General features: G+C 71.5%; 20 protein-coding genes. 8 read left to right on the plus strand and 12 right to left on the minus strand.

Features of this window, described 5'->3' with window-relative positions:
- Positions 1 to 717: glycine betaine ABC transporter substrate-binding protein (locus VET29_RS39525; protein WP_324931024.1), on the minus strand; the 717-nt coding region annotated here is incomplete at its 3' end.
- A gap of 19 nt (positions 718 to 736) precedes the next feature.
- Entirely contained in the window at positions 737 to 1,543 is an 807-nt protein-coding gene (locus VET29_RS39530) for an ABC transporter permease (protein ID WP_324931028.1), read from the minus strand.
- Between the two features lie 151 nt (positions 1,544 to 1,694).
- On the opposite strand from VET29_RS39530, the gene VET29_RS39535 reads away from it, so the two are divergent.
- From VET29_RS39535 to VET29_RS39545, 3 genes are all read left to right on the plus strand, one after another.
- On the plus strand, positions 1,695 to 1,934 hold the full coding sequence (locus VET29_RS39535) for a hypothetical protein (protein ID WP_324931031.1): 240 nt from the start codon (positions 1,695 to 1,697) through the stop codon (positions 1,932 to 1,934).
- Positions 1,935 to 2,047: 113 nt separating this feature from the next.
- On the plus strand, positions 2,048 to 2,605 hold the full coding sequence (locus tag VET29_RS39540; protein ID WP_324931034.1) for a flavin reductase family protein: 558 nt from the start codon (positions 2,048 to 2,050) through the stop codon (positions 2,603 to 2,605).
- Positions 2,569 to 3,771: a sulfite oxidase gene (locus VET29_RS39545; protein WP_324931037.1), complete on the plus strand. Its 1,203-nt coding sequence runs from the start codon at positions 2,569 to 2,571 to the stop codon at positions 3,769 to 3,771. The genes VET29_RS39540 and VET29_RS39545 overlap by 37 nt, the downstream gene beginning before the upstream one ends.
- 14 nt (positions 3,772 to 3,785) lie before the next feature.
- Here the strand turns inward: VET29_RS39545 and VET29_RS39550 are convergent, their stop codons facing one another.
- Positions 3,786 to 4,133, minus strand: a complete 348-nt coding sequence (locus tag VET29_RS39550) for a hypothetical protein (RefSeq protein WP_324931040.1) — start codon at positions 4,131 to 4,133, stop codon at positions 3,786 to 3,788.
- On the minus strand, positions 4,085 to 4,234 hold the full coding sequence (locus tag VET29_RS39555) for a hypothetical protein (protein WP_324931043.1): 150 nt from the start codon (positions 4,232 to 4,234) through the stop codon (positions 4,085 to 4,087). The genes VET29_RS39550 and VET29_RS39555 overlap by 49 nt, the downstream gene beginning before the upstream one ends.
- Positions 4,235 to 4,325: 91 nt before the next feature.
- On the opposite strand from VET29_RS39555, the gene VET29_RS39560 reads away from it, so the two are divergent.
- Complete coding sequence (locus tag VET29_RS39560; protein ID WP_324931046.1) at positions 4,326 to 4,541, plus strand: hypothetical protein; 216 nt, start codon at positions 4,326 to 4,328, stop codon at positions 4,539 to 4,541.
- A gap of 29 nt (positions 4,542 to 4,570) precedes the next feature.
- Here the strand turns inward: VET29_RS39560 and VET29_RS39565 are convergent, their stop codons facing one another.
- A complete protein-coding gene (locus VET29_RS39565) occupies positions 4,571 to 5,185 on the minus strand; it encodes an HSP18 transcriptional regulator (RefSeq protein ID WP_324931049.1) in 615 nt (204 codons plus the stop codon).
- 102 nt (positions 5,186 to 5,287) lie between these two features.
- Here VET29_RS39565 and VET29_RS39570 point away from each other — a divergent pair, with 102 nt between their 5' ends.
- On the plus strand, positions 5,288 to 5,731 hold the full coding sequence (locus VET29_RS39570) for an Hsp20/alpha crystallin family protein (protein ID WP_324931052.1): 444 nt from the start codon (positions 5,288 to 5,290) through the stop codon (positions 5,729 to 5,731).
- 71 nt (positions 5,732 to 5,802) lie between these two features.
- On the opposite strand, the gene VET29_RS39575 is transcribed toward VET29_RS39570, so the two are convergent.
- The gene (locus tag VET29_RS39575; protein ID WP_324931055.1) at positions 5,803 to 7,323 is read right to left on the minus strand and encodes a multicopper oxidase family protein; all 1,521 of its coding nucleotides are present in this window, start codon (positions 7,321 to 7,323) and stop codon (positions 5,803 to 5,805) included.
- Positions 7,281 to 7,703, minus strand: coding sequence for a hypothetical protein (locus VET29_RS39580; protein WP_324931058.1), 423 nt, complete (start codon positions 7,701 to 7,703; stop codon positions 7,281 to 7,283). Before VET29_RS39580 ends, VET29_RS39575 begins: the two co-directional genes overlap by 43 nt.
- Before the next feature lie 100 nt (positions 7,704 to 7,803).
- On the opposite strand from VET29_RS39580, the gene VET29_RS39585 reads away from it, so the two are divergent.
- Positions 7,804 to 8,136 carry a PadR family transcriptional regulator gene (locus VET29_RS39585; RefSeq protein ID WP_324931061.1) on the plus strand — a complete coding sequence of 111 codons (333 nt, stop codon included), beginning with the start codon at positions 7,804 to 7,806 and terminating at the stop codon, positions 8,134 to 8,136.
- Entirely contained in the window at positions 8,133 to 8,828 is a 696-nt protein-coding gene (locus VET29_RS39590) for a permease prefix domain 1-containing protein (protein ID WP_324931064.1), read from the plus strand. The genes VET29_RS39585 and VET29_RS39590 overlap by 4 nt, the downstream gene beginning before the upstream one ends.
- A 9-nt stretch (positions 8,829 to 8,837) precedes the next feature.
- Here the strand turns inward: VET29_RS39590 and VET29_RS39595 are convergent, their stop codons facing one another.
- From VET29_RS39595 to VET29_RS39615, 5 genes are all read right to left on the minus strand, one after another.
- Entirely contained in the window at positions 8,838 to 11,621 is a 2,784-nt protein-coding gene (locus VET29_RS39595; protein WP_324931066.1) for a hypothetical protein, read from the minus strand.
- A gap of 121 nt (positions 11,622 to 11,742) precedes the next feature.
- Positions 11,743 to 12,855 (minus strand): AAA family ATPase, encoded by a 1,113-nt coding sequence (locus VET29_RS39600; RefSeq protein ID WP_324931069.1) that lies wholly within the window; start codon positions 12,853 to 12,855, stop codon positions 11,743 to 11,745.
- 15 nt (positions 12,856 to 12,870) lie between these two features.
- The gene (locus tag VET29_RS39605; RefSeq protein ID WP_324931072.1) at positions 12,871 to 14,205 is read right to left on the minus strand and encodes a VWA domain-containing protein; all 1,335 of its coding nucleotides are present in this window, start codon (positions 14,203 to 14,205) and stop codon (positions 12,871 to 12,873) included.
- Entirely contained in the window at positions 14,202 to 15,578 is a 1,377-nt protein-coding gene (locus VET29_RS39610) for a hypothetical protein (RefSeq protein ID WP_324931075.1), read from the minus strand. The genes VET29_RS39605 and VET29_RS39610 overlap by 4 nt, the downstream gene beginning before the upstream one ends.
- Positions 15,578 to 16,072 carry a hypothetical protein gene (locus tag VET29_RS39615; RefSeq protein WP_324931078.1) on the minus strand — a complete coding sequence of 165 codons (495 nt, stop codon included), beginning with the start codon at positions 16,070 to 16,072 and terminating at the stop codon, positions 15,578 to 15,580. The genes VET29_RS39610 and VET29_RS39615 overlap by 1 nt, the downstream gene beginning before the upstream one ends.
- Positions 16,073 to 16,641: 569 nt before the next feature.
- Here VET29_RS39615 and VET29_RS39620 point away from each other — a divergent pair.
- Positions 16,642 to 17,220, plus strand: coding sequence for a hypothetical protein (locus VET29_RS39620; RefSeq protein WP_324931081.1), 579 nt, complete (start codon positions 16,642 to 16,644; stop codon positions 17,218 to 17,220).
- The last annotated feature ends 4 nt before the right edge of the window (positions 17,221 to 17,224 follow it).

Below are 17,224 nucleotides of genomic sequence, written 5' to 3' on the forward strand. Positions count from 1 at the left end.
GGCGAGCCATTCGTCCAGCACCTCGGTGTCGGTGAAGTCCTTGCTCGCCACGGTGAACGTGAGGGTCGGCCGGCCCTGTCCCGCCAGCTTCGCGCTGTCGGTGAGCGTCACGCCGTCCTGCTGCAGCACGCTCAGCACCGGGGTCCAGACGTAGGCGCCGTCGATGTCGCCGCGCTGCCACGCGGCCTGGATGTTCTGCGGTTCGAGGTCGACGATCGTGACCTTGCTCGCGTCCACTCCGGACAGTTCGAGCGCGGCCAGCAGGCTGTAGTGGGAGGTGGAGCTGAACGGCGCGGCGACCTTGCGGCCGACGAGGTCGGCGATCCGCGTGATCCCGCTTGCCTTGCGCACGACGAGCGCCTCGCTGTCGCCGATGACGTTCAGCAGCTCGATGACCTGGTACGGAATGGAAAGCGGCGGGCAGAGGCCGGCGGCGGCGGGACTGCTGCCGATCACCGCGAGGTCGATGGACCGGCCGAGGAAGGCGGTGTTGATGCTCGCGCCGGAGTCGAACGCGGTCCACTTGATCGTGTGGTCCGGCAACGCCTTCTCCAGCGTCTTGCGGTCCTTCACGAGCAACGTGCTGTCCGCGAAGTTCTGGTAGGCGATCCGCACGGTCTTGCCGCCGACGCCGGACGACGAGCCGCCGACGCCGCACGCGGCGAGCACCGGCGCCGCCGCCAGCAGTGACAGGACGTTCCTGCGCGAGAGGGACATCAGTTTTCTCCTCGGAAGGTCATACCAGGCCACGCCACGGCGACAGGGCACGTTGCGCGGCCACGATCAGCGAGTCGATGACGAGCCCGGTGACGCCGATGACGAACAGACCGAGGATCACCACCGCGGTCTGGTTGTAGCGCTGGGCGTTGAGCACCATCCCGCCGATGCCGTCCGCGCCGTTGACGGTCTCGGCGGCCACCACCGAGCTGTAGGCGATGCCGACGGCGAGCCGCACGCCCGTGATGATCTCGGGTGCCGACGCCGGCAGGATCACCCCGCGGATCACCTCGAACCGGCTGGCGCCCAACGCCTGCGCGGCCTCGACGTACTGCCGGTTGACCCCGCTGACCGCCGCCGCCGCGGCCACGGCGACCGGCGGGAAGGCGGCGACCATCAGCAGGTAGACCTTCGGCTCCTCGTCGATGCCGAACCAGATCACCAGCAGGCTCAGGTATGCCAACGGAGGCAGCGCGCGCAGGAAGGTGACGGCCGGCTCGGTGACCGCCCTGACGACCGGGATCAGGCCCATCGCCAGACCGAGCACGACACCGATCACGATCCCGTACACACAGCCGTAGCCGACGCGCCGCAGGCTCACCCCCAACCGCTCGACCAGCGTCGACCCGGCGTACCCGCCCTGCCCGTTCGCGGAGTCCGATGTGGACAGAAGCTGGTGCCACACCTGGCCGGGCCCGGGCAGGATCGCCGGCGGCCAGATCCTCGCCGACGCGGCCAACCACCAGATCGCGAACAGGACGAGGACCGCGATCACCCGCACCAACAACGACCGAGACCGCCGGCGGACGACCTGTCTTTCTGACACGACGGCCAACGTACAGACGTACACACCGGCGGTCCGGATCGTTCCGTATCGTGGATCGCGAGCAGCTGCCCCTTGCGCGGAGGCAGGCGCATAGGGCAGGGGACGCGATCACCACCCGAACACACCGCGCACCGGGACAGTTGAGTCCGAAGTGGACGAGCCGCTACGCAAACGCCTGCCCGCGGGACCCCCGAGCCGGGTCCAGCCGAGGGCGGGGGCCACCGTCCTGGCGCGGTCGGTGAGCAGCCGGACGTTCTCCGCGAGCCCGAAGGCCGGCGGGAGGAAGAGGACGACGAACGCGAAGTCGACCGTGCCCCCTGCCGACGGCCTCGGCGAGCCGGGGACCGGCCGATCATCAGAGCTGATGCGGCATGGTTTCCGGGATGCGTGACCGGCATGTGGGACGCGTCGACAGGAGCACCCGCCATCGATCACACTCCCTCATGGGAAGCGATCGGGAAATGCGTTTGGACGCGAGTTCTTGTCGCGGGTGAAGGTGGTGTGGTGACCACGGAACCGTGTGCTCTTGACCCCGTTCGGTTACGCGCCGCCTTCGGCGCCTTCCCGAGCGGTGTCGTCGCCGTCGCCGCATGGGTCGACGACCGGATCGTCGGCCTGGCGGCGAGCTCGTTCACCTCGGTGTCGCTGGACCCGCCGCTGGTGTCCTTCTCCATCGGCAACACGTCCAGGACGTGGCCGCTGCTGCGCCGTGCCGCCCACGTCGGCGTCACCGTCCTCGCCGACCACCACGACGACGTGGCCCGGCAGCTGGCCGGTCCGGTCGAGACCCGCTTCGACGGTCTGGACATGGCCCAGCACGACGGCGGCGCGGTGACCCTCACGGACGGCATCGCCTGGTTCGACACGACGATCGACCGGCACGTGGCAGCCGGCGACCACACCATCGTCCTGCTCCGGCTGCACGCGGTGGCCCACGCCGACCGCTCGCTCCCACTCGTGTTCCACCGCAGCGGGTTCGGCCTCGCACCAACCAGGATGAGGAACTCCACGAGAGGGCACGGGGAATGGATCTCACCGACGAAGCCGACTACGACCGGGTGAGGCTGGGCCGGCGGACGTTCCTGCGCGCGACCGCGCTGACGGCCGCGTTCTTTCCACTGTGGACGTCGCCGGCGGTCGCGGAGCCGGGCCCGATCGTGAAACCGCTGCCCGCCGACAGGTTCATCGTGCGCGGCACGAACGCCGAGACCCGCTGGGAAGCGCTGGCGGGCACGGGAAACCTGGTGCCGATAGACCGCTTCTTCGTACGCAACCACACGTTGACACCGCTGCTCTCGGCGCAGACGTGGCGGCTGCGGCTGTTCGGCACCGGCCTGCGGGGCGCGCCCACGGCCGGCAACCCGGTCGAGCTGGGCTACCAGGACCTGCTGGACCTGCCCGCGCGGACGGTGACGGCACGCATCGAGTGTGCCGGCAACGGCCGGAGTTTCTACACCACACAGCAGAACCAGAGCGTGACCGGTACGGCGTGGCAGCTCGGCGCGGTCGGTGTCGCGCGCTGGCGCGGTGTGCCGCTGTCCACTGTGCTCGAACGGGCCGGGCTGCGCCGTTCCGCCGTCGACGTGCTGCCCGCCGGGCTCGATCCCGACTACGTGACCGGCGGCGTGAACCTCGGTCCGGTCCGGCGCCCGCTCCCGATCCGCAAGGCGCTCAAGGACGTCCTGGTCGCCTACGAGATGAACGGCGAGCCGCTCCCACCCGACCACGGCTTCCCGGTCCGGCTGGTGGTGCCGGACTGGATCGGGATCGCGTCGATCAAGTGGCTCGGCGGGATCGAGGTCTCCGACACCCCGCTGGTGTCGCCGTGGAACACCCAGTTCTACCGGCTCGTCGGACCGGACTACCCGCCCGAGGGCGAGCTGATCGGCAGGCAGAACATCAAGAGCGCCTTCGAGCTGCCGTGGGGCGGCACGCTCGCCGCCGGCCGCACCCACCACCTGACGGGCCGGTCGTGGTCCGGCACCGGTGGCGTCCGCGGGGTCGAGGTCAGCACGGACGGGCGTACCTGGCGGCACGCGGCGCCGCGGGGTCACGACGGCGCCTGGCTGCGCTGGTCGTTGCCCTGGCGCCCAACGGGTCCCGGCTCCTACACGCTGCGCGCCCGGGCCACCGACCGCACCGGGGCCGGCCAGCCCGCGGTCGCGCCCTACAACACCCAGGGCTACCTGTTCGGGGCCGTGGTCGGCCATCCGATCACGGTCGCCTGATCCTCACCGGAGGATCAGGGCCGAGAGGTCCTCGTCGGAGAGGGAGCGGGCCGGGGTGTTCTCCGCCGTGGCCCGATGTCCGGCACGACCTCCAGCGACAGGTGGGCGGCGGCGAAGTCGGCCGCGACCTCGTCGAGGCGGCGGTCCGTGCGGGACGGGTAGTGGCCGGCCCAGAACACCTCCACGACCGACGCCGCGGGCGAGACGACCTCGCCGGGCCGGAGGTGGCTCGCCGGTGACCACGACACCGCCCCGAACACGGTGGCGAAGCGGCGCAACGCGCTTCGCTCGCTGTCGAGCCCGTTCTGGAGGGTCAGGACCGGCAGCTCGGTGGCCGCCACGCCGGCGCGACCGGCCGCCACGCCCACGCCGCCAGCGCCGCGTCGGCGTCCTGGGTCCTGGTCGCCAGCAGAATGCTGTGCACGGACGGCACTCGGCACCGCACCGAAATCCTGATGACCATCGATCGGGAACCGTGATCGGAGCGGACGCGTTTGCCCGGGTCGCGGGGTGGGTAATGGATCACCGACCGCTGTTATGACTGGGAGGCGCACATGTCTGGTGAGACCCGATGGACCGTGGTGCCGAGGACCGTCGGCGCCTGCGCGATAGCGCTCTTCGCCGGGGTCGTCCTGCTCGGCAGTGTGATCTGGCAGATGGCCGACGCCGGCGAGGTGGCCGTCTTTCCCATGATCGCCGCCGTTGCCGCCGCCGCACTCGTGGTCGTGGCGCTGGTCGGCCTGGTTCGCCCGAACACCCGCGGCCGGTAACGACTTCGGTCCGATCCGCGTTCGCCGGGTCAACTCCCGGCTGCGCCGCGACGGTGCCCGGCCGCGTCGCGGCGCAGCTGGTCGGTGTGCTCACTGATTGCGCCCAACCGGTCGGCCAGTCCCGCATGGTCGCGCGGCAGGTGCGCACGGACCGCGGCCAGCGGCGGCAGCAGGGTCGTGACATCGTCCTCGCCGAGTGCCGCGCCGAGCCGGTCGGCGCCCTCGCGGCCCGCCGCGTCGAGACCGTCCAGCGCGCTGACCTGACCGGCGAGCTGCCGTAGGACCGCGGCGTTGCTCCGCGCCCAGTCCGCGACCGCGCGGTCACCCGCGCGCCGGTCGCGTTCGGCGTCGACGCGCCCCTCTCCGGTCGTCTCCCCCGTCGCCGATGGTCGCAGCCGCAGGAACCGCCGCTCGGCGGCCTGCCGGCTCGCCACCCCCAACGCCGGCGCGAGTGACGCCCAACTGGCGCCACCGGCCCTGGCCGCCGCGATCAGCTCCGGCTCCCAGACGCCCAGCTCCTCCCGCACCGACCGCAACGCGGCCAGCGCGGCCACCACCCGCTCGGCCGGCACCTCGCCCCCACGGGTGGCCACCACCACCTCGTGCACCCGCTCGACGACGCGCGCCGGGTCGACGTCCATCATCCGTCATCCTTTCGACGACTCAGTACTTGTCATCCTTTCGATGACATGTTAGAACAGTGGTGCGTGTTGACACCAGAACGTCGAACTCAGGAGGTGGAACCGATGTTGATGCGCACCGACCCGTTCCGTGAGCTGGACCGGCTCGCCCAGCAGATGCTCGGCACCGCGACCCCCGGAACCTGGTCGAAGCCGGCCACGATGCCGATGGACGCCTACCGCGCCGGCGACGAGTTCGTCGTCAGCTTCGATCTCCCCGGCGTCGACCCCGACGCCATCGAGCTGGACATCGAACGCAACGTCCTGACCGTCAAGGCCGAACGCCGCCCCCTGCCCGGCGGGGACGACATCCAGATGCAGGTCTCCGAACGCCCCCTCGGCGTCTTCTCCCGCCAGCTGTTCCTTGGCGACACCCTCGACACCGACCGCATCGCCGCGGACTACGAGGCGGGTGTGCTGACGCTGCGCATCCCGATCGCCGAGCGGGCCAAGCCCCGGCGCATCGAGATCGCCGGCGGTCGGTCCGACCGCCGGGAGCTCCAGGCCTGACCCGGTGTGTCCGGGTAGGGCCGCGCCGGTCCTACCCGGACACACCGGTCCGGTCAAAGGGTCAGGACGGGTCAGACCGTCCGCACCGTGGCCATCATCGCCATGTCCTCGTGTTCCAGGTTGTGGCAGTGCATGACGAAGCGGCCGCGGTAGTCGGTGAAGCGGACCGCGATGTCGACCACCTCCGCCGGGCGGAGGTCCACCGTGTCCTTCCAACCCCGGTCGGTGGGCCTGGGCTTGCGGTCCCCCCTGCTCAGCACCTGGAAGTGGTCCAGGTGGACGTGCACGGGATGGTGGACGTCGGTGACCAGGCGCCACCGCTCCACCTCGCCCAGCGGGCTGTCGGCCTGCGCGGAGCCCGGCGCGAACGTCCGGCCGTTGATCGTCCAGCCCTTGTGGTCGCCCACGGCGCCGCGGTTGAACTGGAACACGCGTGTCCGCACCGGTTCGGGCAGCGGCTCGACGGCCGCCAGCCTGGCCGGGACCCGGCTGTCGTCGGCCGCCTTCCGGACCACGCGGAAGCGCATGATGCCGGCGGTGCCGCCGGTGCCGAGCCCGTTCGTCATCGTCACCTCGGTGCCCACCGGGACCGCCGAGAAGTCCACCACCACGTCGAACCGTTCCCCCGGCGCCATGTCGATCGAACCGTGCGTCACGGGCGCGGCCAGCAGACCGCCGTCCGAGCCAATCTGCACCAGCGGCAGGGCGGGGCTCATGGCCACCCGGTACCGCCGTGCGTTCGAGGCGTTCAGCAACCGCAGGCGATAGCGGGCCGCGTCCACCTCGTGTACCGGCCACGGTGCGCCGTTGACCAGCACCACGTCGCCGAGCACGCCCTCCATCCACTCTTCGCGCACCCCCGGCACCGACCGCATCGCCTGGTCGAGGCCGGGATAGGCGAAGGAGCCGTCCTCCTCGAACGAGCGGTCGCAGATCATCAGCGGCAGCTCACGGTCACCGCGCGGCAGCGGGAGCGCGTCCTCGACGTCGTCACGCACGATGTGGAAGCCGGCCAGTCCTCTGTAGACGGCTGGGCCGGTGAAGTCCATGCGGTGGTCGTGGTACCAGAGCGTCGCCGCGCGCTGTGCCATCGGATAGTGGTAGTCACGCGCGCCGGTCGTCGTGTCACCGGTCATGCCGTGCGGGAACGCGTGCCAGCCGCCGGTGGGCAGCACCAGGTCCAGTGGCCAGCCGTCGTGCTCGTGCGGTGTGTGGCCGCCGTGCAGGTGGGTCGCCGTCGGCACGGACAGCTCGTTGCGGTGCCGGACCACGATCGGCCGGCCCCGGCGGCTCTCGATCGTCGGGCCGGGGAAGATCCCGTCGTAGCCGAGGATCGGCGTGCGCAGGCCGGGCAGGATCTCCACGGCGGCCTCGCGCTGGGTCAGCTCGTACACGTCACCGTCCGGGCGCTTGACCGGCGGGATCGGCAGCGGCACCCGGAACCGGGCGGGCAGCCGCGACGTGCTCGACAGCTGTTCGCCGGTCTGGTCCACCCCGCACCCGGCCAGCACGGCGGCTCCGCCCAGCAGCCCGAGGAAACCGCGGCGGTTCACCGCGCACGTCCGCGTGGGCGGGCGGCGGCCGGCGTCCATGCCCATACGGCCAGCAGGACCGACATCGCCACGATCACGACGCCGAGCGGGATGTGGAACTGCAGGGCGCGGTTGTAGCCGACCGCCATCTGTAGTCCGACGGCCACGAGCAGCGCCACCGACGCGGGGAGGACCCACAGGCGGCCACGAACGACGGTGTAGGCGACCGCGACGCCGATCAGCGCCAGCTCGACGAACGCCAGCGCGGTCGCGACGGCGGCGTGCACCTCGATGGCGTCGACGTCCCCGGTCAGGAAGAGGCCGGCCAGCACGGGCTGCACCAGCACGAGTACCAGCTGGATGGTGGCCGTGATCCGCAGCAACCACAGCGTGAGCCGGGGGCGTCTCGCGGTCCCGGCAGGTTGGGCGAGAGTGTTCACAGGTTGGCACGCTATACGTAGGGTTCCTACATGTTCATCAGGGATGTCCCTGATGCGTTCCCTGATGACGGCCCGGCGTCGATGCGTAGACTTGCTACTCGTGCGACCCGCTGCCGTTCGCGGCCATCTCGACGCCCTGATCCTCGCCGTGCTCGAGGACGGTCCACGGCACGGCTATGCCGTCATCGAGGCCCTGCAGGCACGCAGCGGCGGCGCGCTCGACCTGCCGACCGGCACGGTCTACCCGGCCCTGCGGCGGCTGGAGCGGGCCGCGTTGCTGTCGGGCACGTGGAGCAGCGTCGGCGGCCGCGACCGCCGCACCTACACGCTCACCCGCGCCGGCAAGCACGCGCTGGCCAGGCAGCGCGCCGAGTGGACGGAGTTCACGACGGTGGTCGACTCGGTACTGCGGCCGGCGGGCGGCACGGCATGAGCACGGACCCGATCGCCCTGCACATCTCGGCACTGGAGATCGCGCTGCGCGGTCCGCGCCGAACCCGCCGCGACATGATCTCCGAGGCCCGCGCCGGCCTGCGCGACGCCGCGACGGCCTACCGCGAGGGCGGCCTGCCGGCCGACCAGGCGGCGGTGCGGGCGGTCCGGGACTTCGGCACGGTCGACGAGGTGGCGCCGGACTTCCAGGACGAGCTGACCGCCCGGCAGGGCCGCTGGTCGGCGTTGCTGTTCGCGCTCGCGTTCCCCGGGATGATGCTCGCGTGGGACCTGTTCTGGGCGTTGGGTTGGACCAGCAGGGCGGCCGGTCCCGCGGCGCCGACGGTCGGCGTGCTGTCGTCGGTCGAGGACACCGCGACCCTGGTGGTCGCGTCGGTCGCGGTGCTGCTGCTGGCCGTCACCTTCCGCCGGAGCGTGCCGCCCCACCGCCTCACCCGCGCGATCGGCGTGACGGGGGTGACGGGCGCGCTGCTGTGCGGCGGCCTGGCGTTGGCCATGAACCTGACGAGCACCGACCAGGCGGGCGGTTTCGTGGTCACGAACCCGGCCGCCATCGGCGCCTACGTCGGCAGCGCCGTGGTGATGCTGCTGATCATCTGGCAGTCGCTCCGCACCCTCCGCGTGGCCCACGCGTCATGGCTGGCCCAGGAGTCCGGCGCTCTGCAACTGTGAGCCAGTGCCTCACCCGGCCGGCTCCTGGTCCGCCAACAGGTCGGCCAGGGCGAGAGCCGTGCCGGGGAACCGCCCCACCAGCGCGGCACCTCGCGGAGCCGAGCCGGCCGTCGCCCAGGTTCCGTCGTAGCCCAGCAGCCGTGCCACGGCGTCGCAGGTGGCCGGGTGGGCCGCCAGCAGCGGCAGGCCGCGACCGCCGGACGTTCGTGGCCCGGCGGGTGCCGGTTCTTCGGTGTGCCACGGCGGCACCCACTCGTCGAGTGCCGCCAGCCTGCCCGGGAAGATCCGGCCCGCCTCGCGGATGAGAAGCGGAGCGAGTTCGGCGCCACCGGCTCGCAACGTGCTGATCAGGGTCGGCAGCCACGGTAGTAGAACGGGGTCCGGCAGCCTCGCGAACGCGTTCGACACCGCCTCGACCACGAAGTCGGCCAGGCCGGGGGCGGGTTCCAGTGCGTGCACCAGACCGCTCAGGTAGCGCGGGTACGCGGGCAGCACCAGGGGGTTGGCCAGCAGTTCGTCACAGCGCGCGCGGAGGTCGGCGCGGGTGAGGTTGCCCAGCTGCACCTGCGCCGCCCACATCAGCGCCACCTTCGCGGGTTCCTTCGGGTGGGATTGTGCCAGCGCCAGCTCCAGCTGCGTTCGGTCGCAGCCGAGCGACAACGCCAGGCCCTCCATGCTGAACAGGAAGCCCAGCATCGCGGCCACCTGGTCCACGCGTGCGTCCTCGTCGGTGAACGCCATGGGCAGCAGGGTGCAGTAGTGCGCGTAGCCGGTCTTCACGAACGACTCGATCCAGGCCGGCAGCACGGGTTCGCTCGTCCGGTAGAACGTCAACAGCCGCCGCACCCGGCGCAGGACCTCCGGGGCACCGTCGATGCCGCGTTCGGTCTCGAGCACCTCCAGTGCGCGTGTGCCCAGCTCGCCCGCCAGCCGGTGGCTGCGTAGGTACAGCGTCGCGTCCTCGACCGACGCCAGTACGGTCGCCGCGGTCGCCTGTGGACCGTTGGCCACGCGGCGAAGACGCTGCTCCAGGACCTGCTCGATGCTGACGCCTTCGTACCCCAGCTCGATCAGGGCCCGCTGGTGGGTGCCCAGCGCCAGGTCCCACGACTCCTGGATGGGCCGCTCGCCCAGCCGCCGCTCACCCATGATCGGACGCGCGGCGCCGTGGGGCATCAGGTAGCGCAGCATCCACAGCAGGTCGGAGCAGCGCTCCAGCTCCGGCCGGGACGCGATGTCCAGCAGTGCCCGTTGCACACCACGCTGCTGCAGCTTGAGGTTCAGCGGCCCGAGCCGGTCGTGCACGTCCCGTGCCAGTGGCGGCAGCGCGTCGTAGCCGACCTGCCCGACACGGTCGCCACCCATCATGATCTCGACGATGCGCCGCACGTCGCGACGTCCCGGCACGGTGTCCTTCTCGATGCACGTGACGGCCGCGTCCTGGAAATCGTACGGCGTGGGCTTGGCCCGGTCGCGCATGCCCGCCAGGAGGATCGACGTCTCGAACACCGCGATGGCGTCGGCCGTGGACGCGAGGTAACCGTTGCGGCGCGCGGCACGCACGACCTCCACCGACCAGCCGAGCAACTCCGCCTCGTCCAGGCGGTCGAGCGTGGGCGGTCGCCGCAGGAAGCCGGTGAGCTGGTCCGACGGCGTGCCGGCCGGCGCGGGATCCGGCATCTTCTTCTGTTTCGCACCAGCCTGACCGGCGAGCCGGAACGGTTGCACACGGGTGCGTCTGACGTTCTTCGCCCACTCCGCCGCCGCGATCGACACCGAGCCGGCCGCGAGGCCGAACTGCGCCTCGATCGCCGCGTGGCTGGACGGGATCAGCCCGTGCTGCCAGGTGCTCGCGCTACGCGGACTGATCTCGAACGTGTCCGCGCCGGCGGCACCGAACTCCGCGACCCGGCTGGCGGCGTGGAACGCGCCGCAGACGTACAGGCAGTCCGCGGGATCGGTGCCGGTCGCGGCGAGGTGCGCACGCATCCGCGTCCACATGTAGCGTTCGCGGTCCTCGTCCACCCGCACGCGCCGGGCGTCTCCGGGCGCCAAGCGCCGGAAGAGACTGCCGATGAGGAACATGACCTGCCGGTAGGTGTCATGGTCGCCGTCGTTCAGCGACACCTCGACGTACTGGTGCCACCACTCCGACCAGTGCCGCACCTTGCCGTGGCGCAGCAGGTGCTCCTCCAGCTCGGCGAACCGAGGGCGCAGGTCGCCGATCTCCACGCCGATCGCGTCACCGTGCAACGCGGCCTCGTCCTCGGGCGGCGGCGCGTCGGACTCGGCGGAGGGTGTGCCGGGCTCGGCGGACGGGGTGTCGCGGTGGTCCCACTGGAAGACGTGGTCGGAGGACCGGTCGACCAGGACGATCTCGGCGCCGGGTGTGTCGTGTGCGTAGGCGATCGCCTGGTACTCGGCGGACGCCTCGGTGATCGGCGCGACCACCGACAGCGGCGCCCACTCGGCGGGGAAGCCGTCGACCTCCGTCGCGAAGGCCTGCACCGCCACCGGCAGGCGGCAGTTGCGCAGCTCGGGCAGCAGGGGCGCCATGTCCTCGCACAGCTCCAGGTAGACCACCTTTGGCTGTTTCTCCCGCAGCCGCCGGGCCATCGCGAGGGCCGAGGCCGGTGAGTGGTGGCAGACCGGGAAGATCTCGAGGGGCTCCCGCAGGGCGCGGTCGACGTCGTCGACGATGCCGAGCAGGATGCCCTCCAGTGCGTCCGGTCCGTCGGCGAACGTGGCGGCGGCGTCCCGTAGCTGCGTGCGCAGCGCCTCGAACGTGCTCACGTGACCTCCTCGCCCTGCCTGCCCGACGCTCTTTCCATGGCAACGAGCGCACCGTCCACTTTGCTCCCGGGAGCCGCACGAAAGTCCCATTCGTGCGGACAGCCGCCGCGATATGTTCCACTCACGACAATGTCGCGATCGCGTCGCGGCCGCCGGCGAGGAAGTCCGGCCAGTCCCCGCCCTCGTCCTTGCTGCGTGGTTCGACGACGCCGTGCAGGTACTTGTTGAGGATCGCGAGGTCCTCCGGCTCGCGCCGGGCGAGCGAGCCGACGAGCGAGGACGCGAGCGCCCTGGCGGTCAGCGCGCGCTGGCCGAAGAAGTTGCTGTGCAGGACCGCGTCCTCGAGCACGCCGATCTGCTCCGCCGTGGACAGTGCGGACTCGAGCTTCTCGTCGTCGCTGCCCGCGGCGGCCGCGGAGGCACGCAGGTCGGCGAAGCTGCGTAGCAGCACGTCCAGCAGCGTCGGCGGCACGTCCAGCTCGATCTGGTGGCGGCGCAACAGTTCCTCGGTGCGGAAGCGGACGATCTCCGCCTCGCTCTTCTTGTTCGTCACCACGGGAATCCGGACGAAGTTGAAGCGGCGCTTCAGCGCGGAGGACAGGTCGTTGACGCCACGGTCGCGGCTGTTCGCGGTGGCGATGACCGAGAACCCGGGCTTGGCGAACACGATGTTGTCGCTGTCCAGCTCGGGCACCGAGATGTACTTCTCGGACAGGATCGAGATCAGCGCGTCCTGCACGTCGCTGGTGGAGCGGGTCAGCTCCTCGAACCGGCCGATCGAGCCCTGCTCCATCGCGGTCATGATCGGCGACGGGATCATCGACTCCCGCGACTGCCCCTTGGCGATGACCATCGACACGTTCCACGAGTACTTGATGTGGTCCTCGGTGGTCCCGGCCGTGCCTTGGACGACCAGCGTGGAGTTGCGGCTGATCGCGGCGGACAGCAGCTCGGCCAGCCAGCTCTTGCCGGTGCCGGGGTCGCCGATCAGCAGCAGGCCGCGGTCGGAGGCCAGCGTGACGATGGCCCGCTCGACGAAACTCCGGTCGCCGAACCACTTCTGCGCGATCTCCCGGTCGAGGCCGTCGGCGCGTTCGGCGCCCAGGACGAACAGGCGGACCATCTTCGGCGACAGTCGCCAGGCGAACGGTTTGGGGTTGTCGTCGACCGACTCGAGCCAGTCCAGCTCCTCCGCGTACTTGAGCTCGGCGGGGGCGCGCAACAGGTCGGACATGCTGTGAGGGCCTCTCTAGGTCAGGAAGTTCTTGAGTTCGTGGACGAGCTTGCTGATGTGGCCGGAGATCACCGGCGTGCCCAGGTCCTTGAAGCGTTCGCGGAACCACGGGTTGACCGCGCCGCGACCGCCGCTGGTGACCGAGCCGACGGGGATGAACTTCGCGCCGGAGCGGTGGATCGCCGCCATGGCCTCGAAAAGCTGCTCGACCCGCGTCTCGTAGAAGTCCGAGATCCACACCACGACCGTGTTGCGCGGTTCGGCGATCTTCGGCTGGGTCAGGCCCATGGCGACCATGCCGTCGTTGCCGCCGCCGAGGTTGGTGCGCAGCAACGTCTCGAACGGGTCGTGTACCCACGGCGTGAGGTCGAGCGCCTGGGTGTCGTAGGCGATCAGGTGGACGTCCACTTTGGGCAGTCCGGCGAAGATCGAGGCGAGGATGGCGCAGTTGACCATCGAGTCGACCATCGACCCGGACTGGTCGACGACCGCGATCAGCCGCTGCGGCGTCGTCTTGCGTGCGGTCTGCCGGTAGTAGAGGCGGTCGACGTAGAGGCGCTCCTCGTCGGGGCTGTAGTTGACGAGGTTCTTCCAGATGGTGCGGTCGAGGTCGAGGTTGCGGAACACCCGCTTGGGTGGCACGGACCGGTCCACCGGGCCGACCGTCGCCTTCTCCACCTGGGTCCGCAGCACCTCGGTGACCTCGTCGACGTACCGGCGAATCAGCGACTTCGCGTTGGCCAGCGCGACGCCGGAGAGGTTCTTCTTGTCCCGCAACAGTTGTTCGATCAGCGACATGCTCGGGGTCAGCTGCGCGGCCAGCGTCGGGTCGGCGAGCACCTCACGCAGTTGCATGCGGTGCACGAGGTCGGCCTCGAGATCGGCCAGCTCCGGCCCGATGCCCGGCACGAGGGTGCCGAGGTCGGGTGCCGGCGCGTTGCCGCTGGTGCCCCGGCCGGAGCGGCCGCGCAGCTCGCCCGGCCGGCAGCCGAGCGCGCGTTCCAGCCAGCCCGCGTCGGCCTGCCACCGGGACAGCTGGCCCGTGGTGACGTTGCCGTGCCCGGTGGCGAAGACGTTGAGCAGGACCTTCGACACCAGGGCCGCGCGCCGCACCTCGTCGTCCGCGTCCGCCTCGGGCACCATGAGGCCGTCGAACTCGGCGGCCAGCTCGGGGTGGCGTTGGACGATCGCGTCGACGGACGCGTGCGGGTCCAGCAACGCGGTGGGCAGGCCGAGGTCCTCGACGACGGCGACGCTCGCCGACTCCAGGCTCGGTTGCTCCTCGTCGTCGAAGAGCCGGGCGAGGAGCCGCCAGTACAGGACCTGGCGGCGGTTGTCGTGGGTGCTCATCCGCGCAGCAACCTCCCCGCCCGCTCACGCAGCACCGTCACGGCGTCGGTCGCGGCCTTCTCCGCCCTGACGCCCACCTTGTCGGTCGTGCCGCCGGCCCACGCTCCCGCGTGGACGGTCACCGCCTTCTTCTTCACGGTGGTCTCGACGGCGAGCGGCTGGATGGTGAACGTCCCGGCGTCCCAGCGGAGCAGGCCGAGGCACGCGCCCGACGCGGCGACGGCCTCCGGGGTGAGTGGACCGGCGGCCGGGATGCGGTCGGTGTCGACGGGCAGCGGGTGCCCGGCGACGGTGAAGACCGGCCCGTCCACGGTGTGCCCCGCCAGGAAGACGGGCACCGCGATGCGGGCCGGATGCCGGTCCAGCGGCGCGGTCGGCGACGCGGTCGCGGTGGGCAGGGCCACGCGCGCGGTGACGAACGCGTCGGCGGGCTCACCCAGGCGCGCGTTGTCGTCGTGCCAGACCAGGTCGCCCTCGGCGGTGACCGGCATGTCCGTGAGGTCCATGGCGCGACCCGCGCCGACGGCTTCCAGAAGGGACAGGTGCGGCCGGAGCAGCTGCCAGATCCCCGCCCCCACGACGGTGTCCGGCTTGGGCGCCGAGACGCTGGCCCGCACGAGCCGGGGCGGAGCGCCGTCCTCGGGCTCGAACACCGCGTGGACCTGGGCCTGCGCGGCGGTCGCGTGCTCGTGGAGGTCGACACCCAGCGGCAGGAGCCGGCCGGTGACCGTCCCGGTCGCGGGCACGCCGGCCGCGCCGGGCACGGTCAGCAGCATCGCGCGCGACCACAGGTCACCCCAGCGGCGCACGGGAATCCGGTCGAGTGCGGCGCCGGGACAGGACGCGGCGAGCTCGGCGGCGAAGCCGTCGAGGAGCGTGGCGAGGCGGCGCAGCGCGGGGTCGGGCAGCATCGCGGAGACGACCTGCGCGGCGCCGGACACGAGGTCGTGGTCGATGCCCTGCCACCCGGTGCGGGCGAGGTCGGACAGCCAGGAACGAGCCGCGGCGAGGAGGTTCGGGGAGTGCGGTCCGTCCGGGGTGACCTCGGCCGGCTCGGCGGCGGGCTGGCCGGTGGCCTCGTGGACACGGGTCATGAGCGCGTCGTGCACCGAGCCGAGGAGTGCGGTGCGGGCGGCGGCGAGCGCGAGGAAGTGGTCCTCGCCCGCAGCGCCGATCGCGGTTTTCTCGGCCGCCTCCGCGACCCGCTCGGCGAGCGGCGTGCCGGCGACGGCGTCGGCGAGCTCCCGCAGCCCGGCGACCTGCGCGGGTTGCGGCCGGCGCAGGCCGGCGACGAGCGCCTGGTCGCCGCCGTCGACCGCGGCCATGGCCTCGTCGAGCCCGTCGACGGGCTCGACGAGAAGGTCGGCCCGCATCACAGCACCGCCCTGGTCGGCGGGAACCACTGCATCTCCGGCAGCGGCACGGTCGTCGGCGCGAGCTCCAGGTAGGCGAGGTGGCGCAGGAACTGGCTGAACACGGTCGCCGCGGCGTTGGTGCCCGCCTGCGCGGGGCCGGTGCGCATCATCTCCGCGGCGATGGCGTGCCCGGTCGGCTCGGCCTCGACCCGCAGGTAGCGGGCGACGCGCTCGGGGCCGTACTGCAGCACCGCCTCCCCGACCATCGCGAGGATGTGGTTGCAGAAGGAGCCGCGCGCACCACCGCAGGGCCGGTTGTTGTTGGTACTGCAGGCGAACGCGTAACCGCCCACCTCGACCGACGACACGTAGACCCGCCCGATGTCCGAGCCGCTGGACACCACGCCCTGCAGGCGTCCGTCCGCCAGCTCGACGAACGGAACCTTGGCGAGCTTGCGCGGCCGGGCGGGCGGTAACACCCGCGCCGTGCTGGCCTTCTCCCAATCCGACAACGCACCATCTCCCTCGTGTGAGGGCTCCTCGACGAAGCCCGGGGAGAACATATCGGCGGCCACCGACAATCCTGATCACCGCAGGTCAGGGCGGGTGTGAGGAGCGTGAGGCGGGCGAGGGACGCTCGGCGGCGCGTCCTGTGGCACAGTTCGTGCGATGCCAACCGCAGGCGACCTCGCGGCTTCCCTGGCTTCCCGCAGCGACGTCGAGCTTGCCGCGCTCGTCGAGTCCGGGCGGTCCGGCGGCGTGGGCGTGGGTGGCGGCACCGCGGTCCTCGACGTCGAGGGTGTGCCGGTGTTCGCCAAGCGGATCCCGTTGACCGACCGCGAGCTCGCCAACCCGCGCGCCACGGGGAACCTGTTCGACCTGCCGGTGTACTGCCAGTACGGCGTCGTCAGCCCGGGGTTCAACGCGTGGCGCGAGCTGTCCGCGAACATCATGGTCACCGAGGCCGTCCTGGCCGGCGAGACACGGTCGTTCCCGCTGCTCTACCACTGGCGGGTCCTGCCCGGCCGTCCGCCGGTCGCGGCCGAGCACGCCGACATCGAGAAGGTGGTCGCGGCCCTTGGTGGCAGCCCGGCGGTGCGGGGCCCGTCTCGAAGCGCTGGCCGCCGCGTCGTGGAGCCTGGTGCTGCTCTGCGAGTACATCCCGCGCCCGATCGTGGAGTGGCTGCACGAGAACCCGGCGGACAAGGCCGCCACGGTCGAGCGGCAGTTCGCACACATCGTGACGTTCCTGCGCGATCGGCAGCTACTGCACATGGACGCCCACCTCGGCAACATGCGCACCGACGGCAACAGGATCTGTCTGAGCGACTTCGGCCTGGCGACATCGCCGCATTTCGAACTGTCGGCCGCGGAACGCGACTTCGCGCACCGCCACGCCGGTCACGACGCCGGATATGCCGCGATGCGACTGGTCAACTGGCTGGTGACCGACGTGTGCGGGGTACCGGTGCCGAACACGGGCGGCCCGGTCGCCCGCAACGAGTACGTGGCCCGGTGCGCCGCCGGCCACATCCCGGATGACGTACCGCCAGGCGTGGCCGAAATCCTCACCCGACACGCACCGGCCGCCGCGAAGATGAACGCCTTCTACTGGAAGCTGTTCGACGGCGACATCCACGCGGAATACCCCGGCGGGTAGTCGT

Source organism: Actinophytocola sp. (genome assembly GCF_035634895.1).
GTDB lineage: Bacteria > Actinomycetota > Actinomycetes > Mycobacteriales > Pseudonocardiaceae > Actinophytocola.

Bases quoted from the DNA above. Each gene is read 5' to 3' on its own strand.
- VET29_RS39545 (WP_324931037.1), top strand. From the start codon at position 2,569: ATGGATCTCACCGACGAAGCCGACTACGACCGGGTGAGGCTGGGCCGG.
- VET29_RS39555 (WP_324931043.1), bottom strand. From the start codon at position 4,234: ATGGTCATCAGGATTTCGGTGCGGTGCCGAGTGCCGTCCGTGCACAGC.
- VET29_RS39560 (WP_324931046.1), top strand. From the start codon at position 4,326: ATGTCTGGTGAGACCCGATGGACCGTGGTGCCGAGGACCGTCGGCGCC.
- VET29_RS39565 (WP_324931049.1), bottom strand. From the start codon at position 5,185: ATGATGGACGTCGACCCGGCGCGCGTCGTCGAGCGGGTGCACGAGGTG.
- VET29_RS39570 (WP_324931052.1), top strand. From the start codon at position 5,288: ATGTTGATGCGCACCGACCCGTTCCGTGAGCTGGACCGGCTCGCCCAG.
- VET29_RS39575 (WP_324931055.1), bottom strand. From the start codon at position 7,323: ATGGACGCCGGCCGCCGCCCGCCCACGCGGACGTGCGCGGTGAACCGC.
- VET29_RS39590 (WP_324931064.1), top strand. From the start codon at position 8,133: ATGAGCACGGACCCGATCGCCCTGCACATCTCGGCACTGGAGATCGCG.
- VET29_RS39600 (WP_324931069.1), bottom strand. From the start codon at position 12,855: ATGTCCGACCTGTTGCGCGCCCCCGCCGAGCTCAAGTACGCGGAGGAG.
- VET29_RS39605 (WP_324931072.1), bottom strand. From the start codon at position 14,205: ATGAGCACCCACGACAACCGCCGCCAGGTCCTGTACTGGCGGCTCCTC.
- VET29_RS39610 (WP_324931075.1), bottom strand. From the start codon at position 15,578: ATGCGGGCCGACCTTCTCGTCGAGCCCGTCGACGGGCTCGACGAGGCC.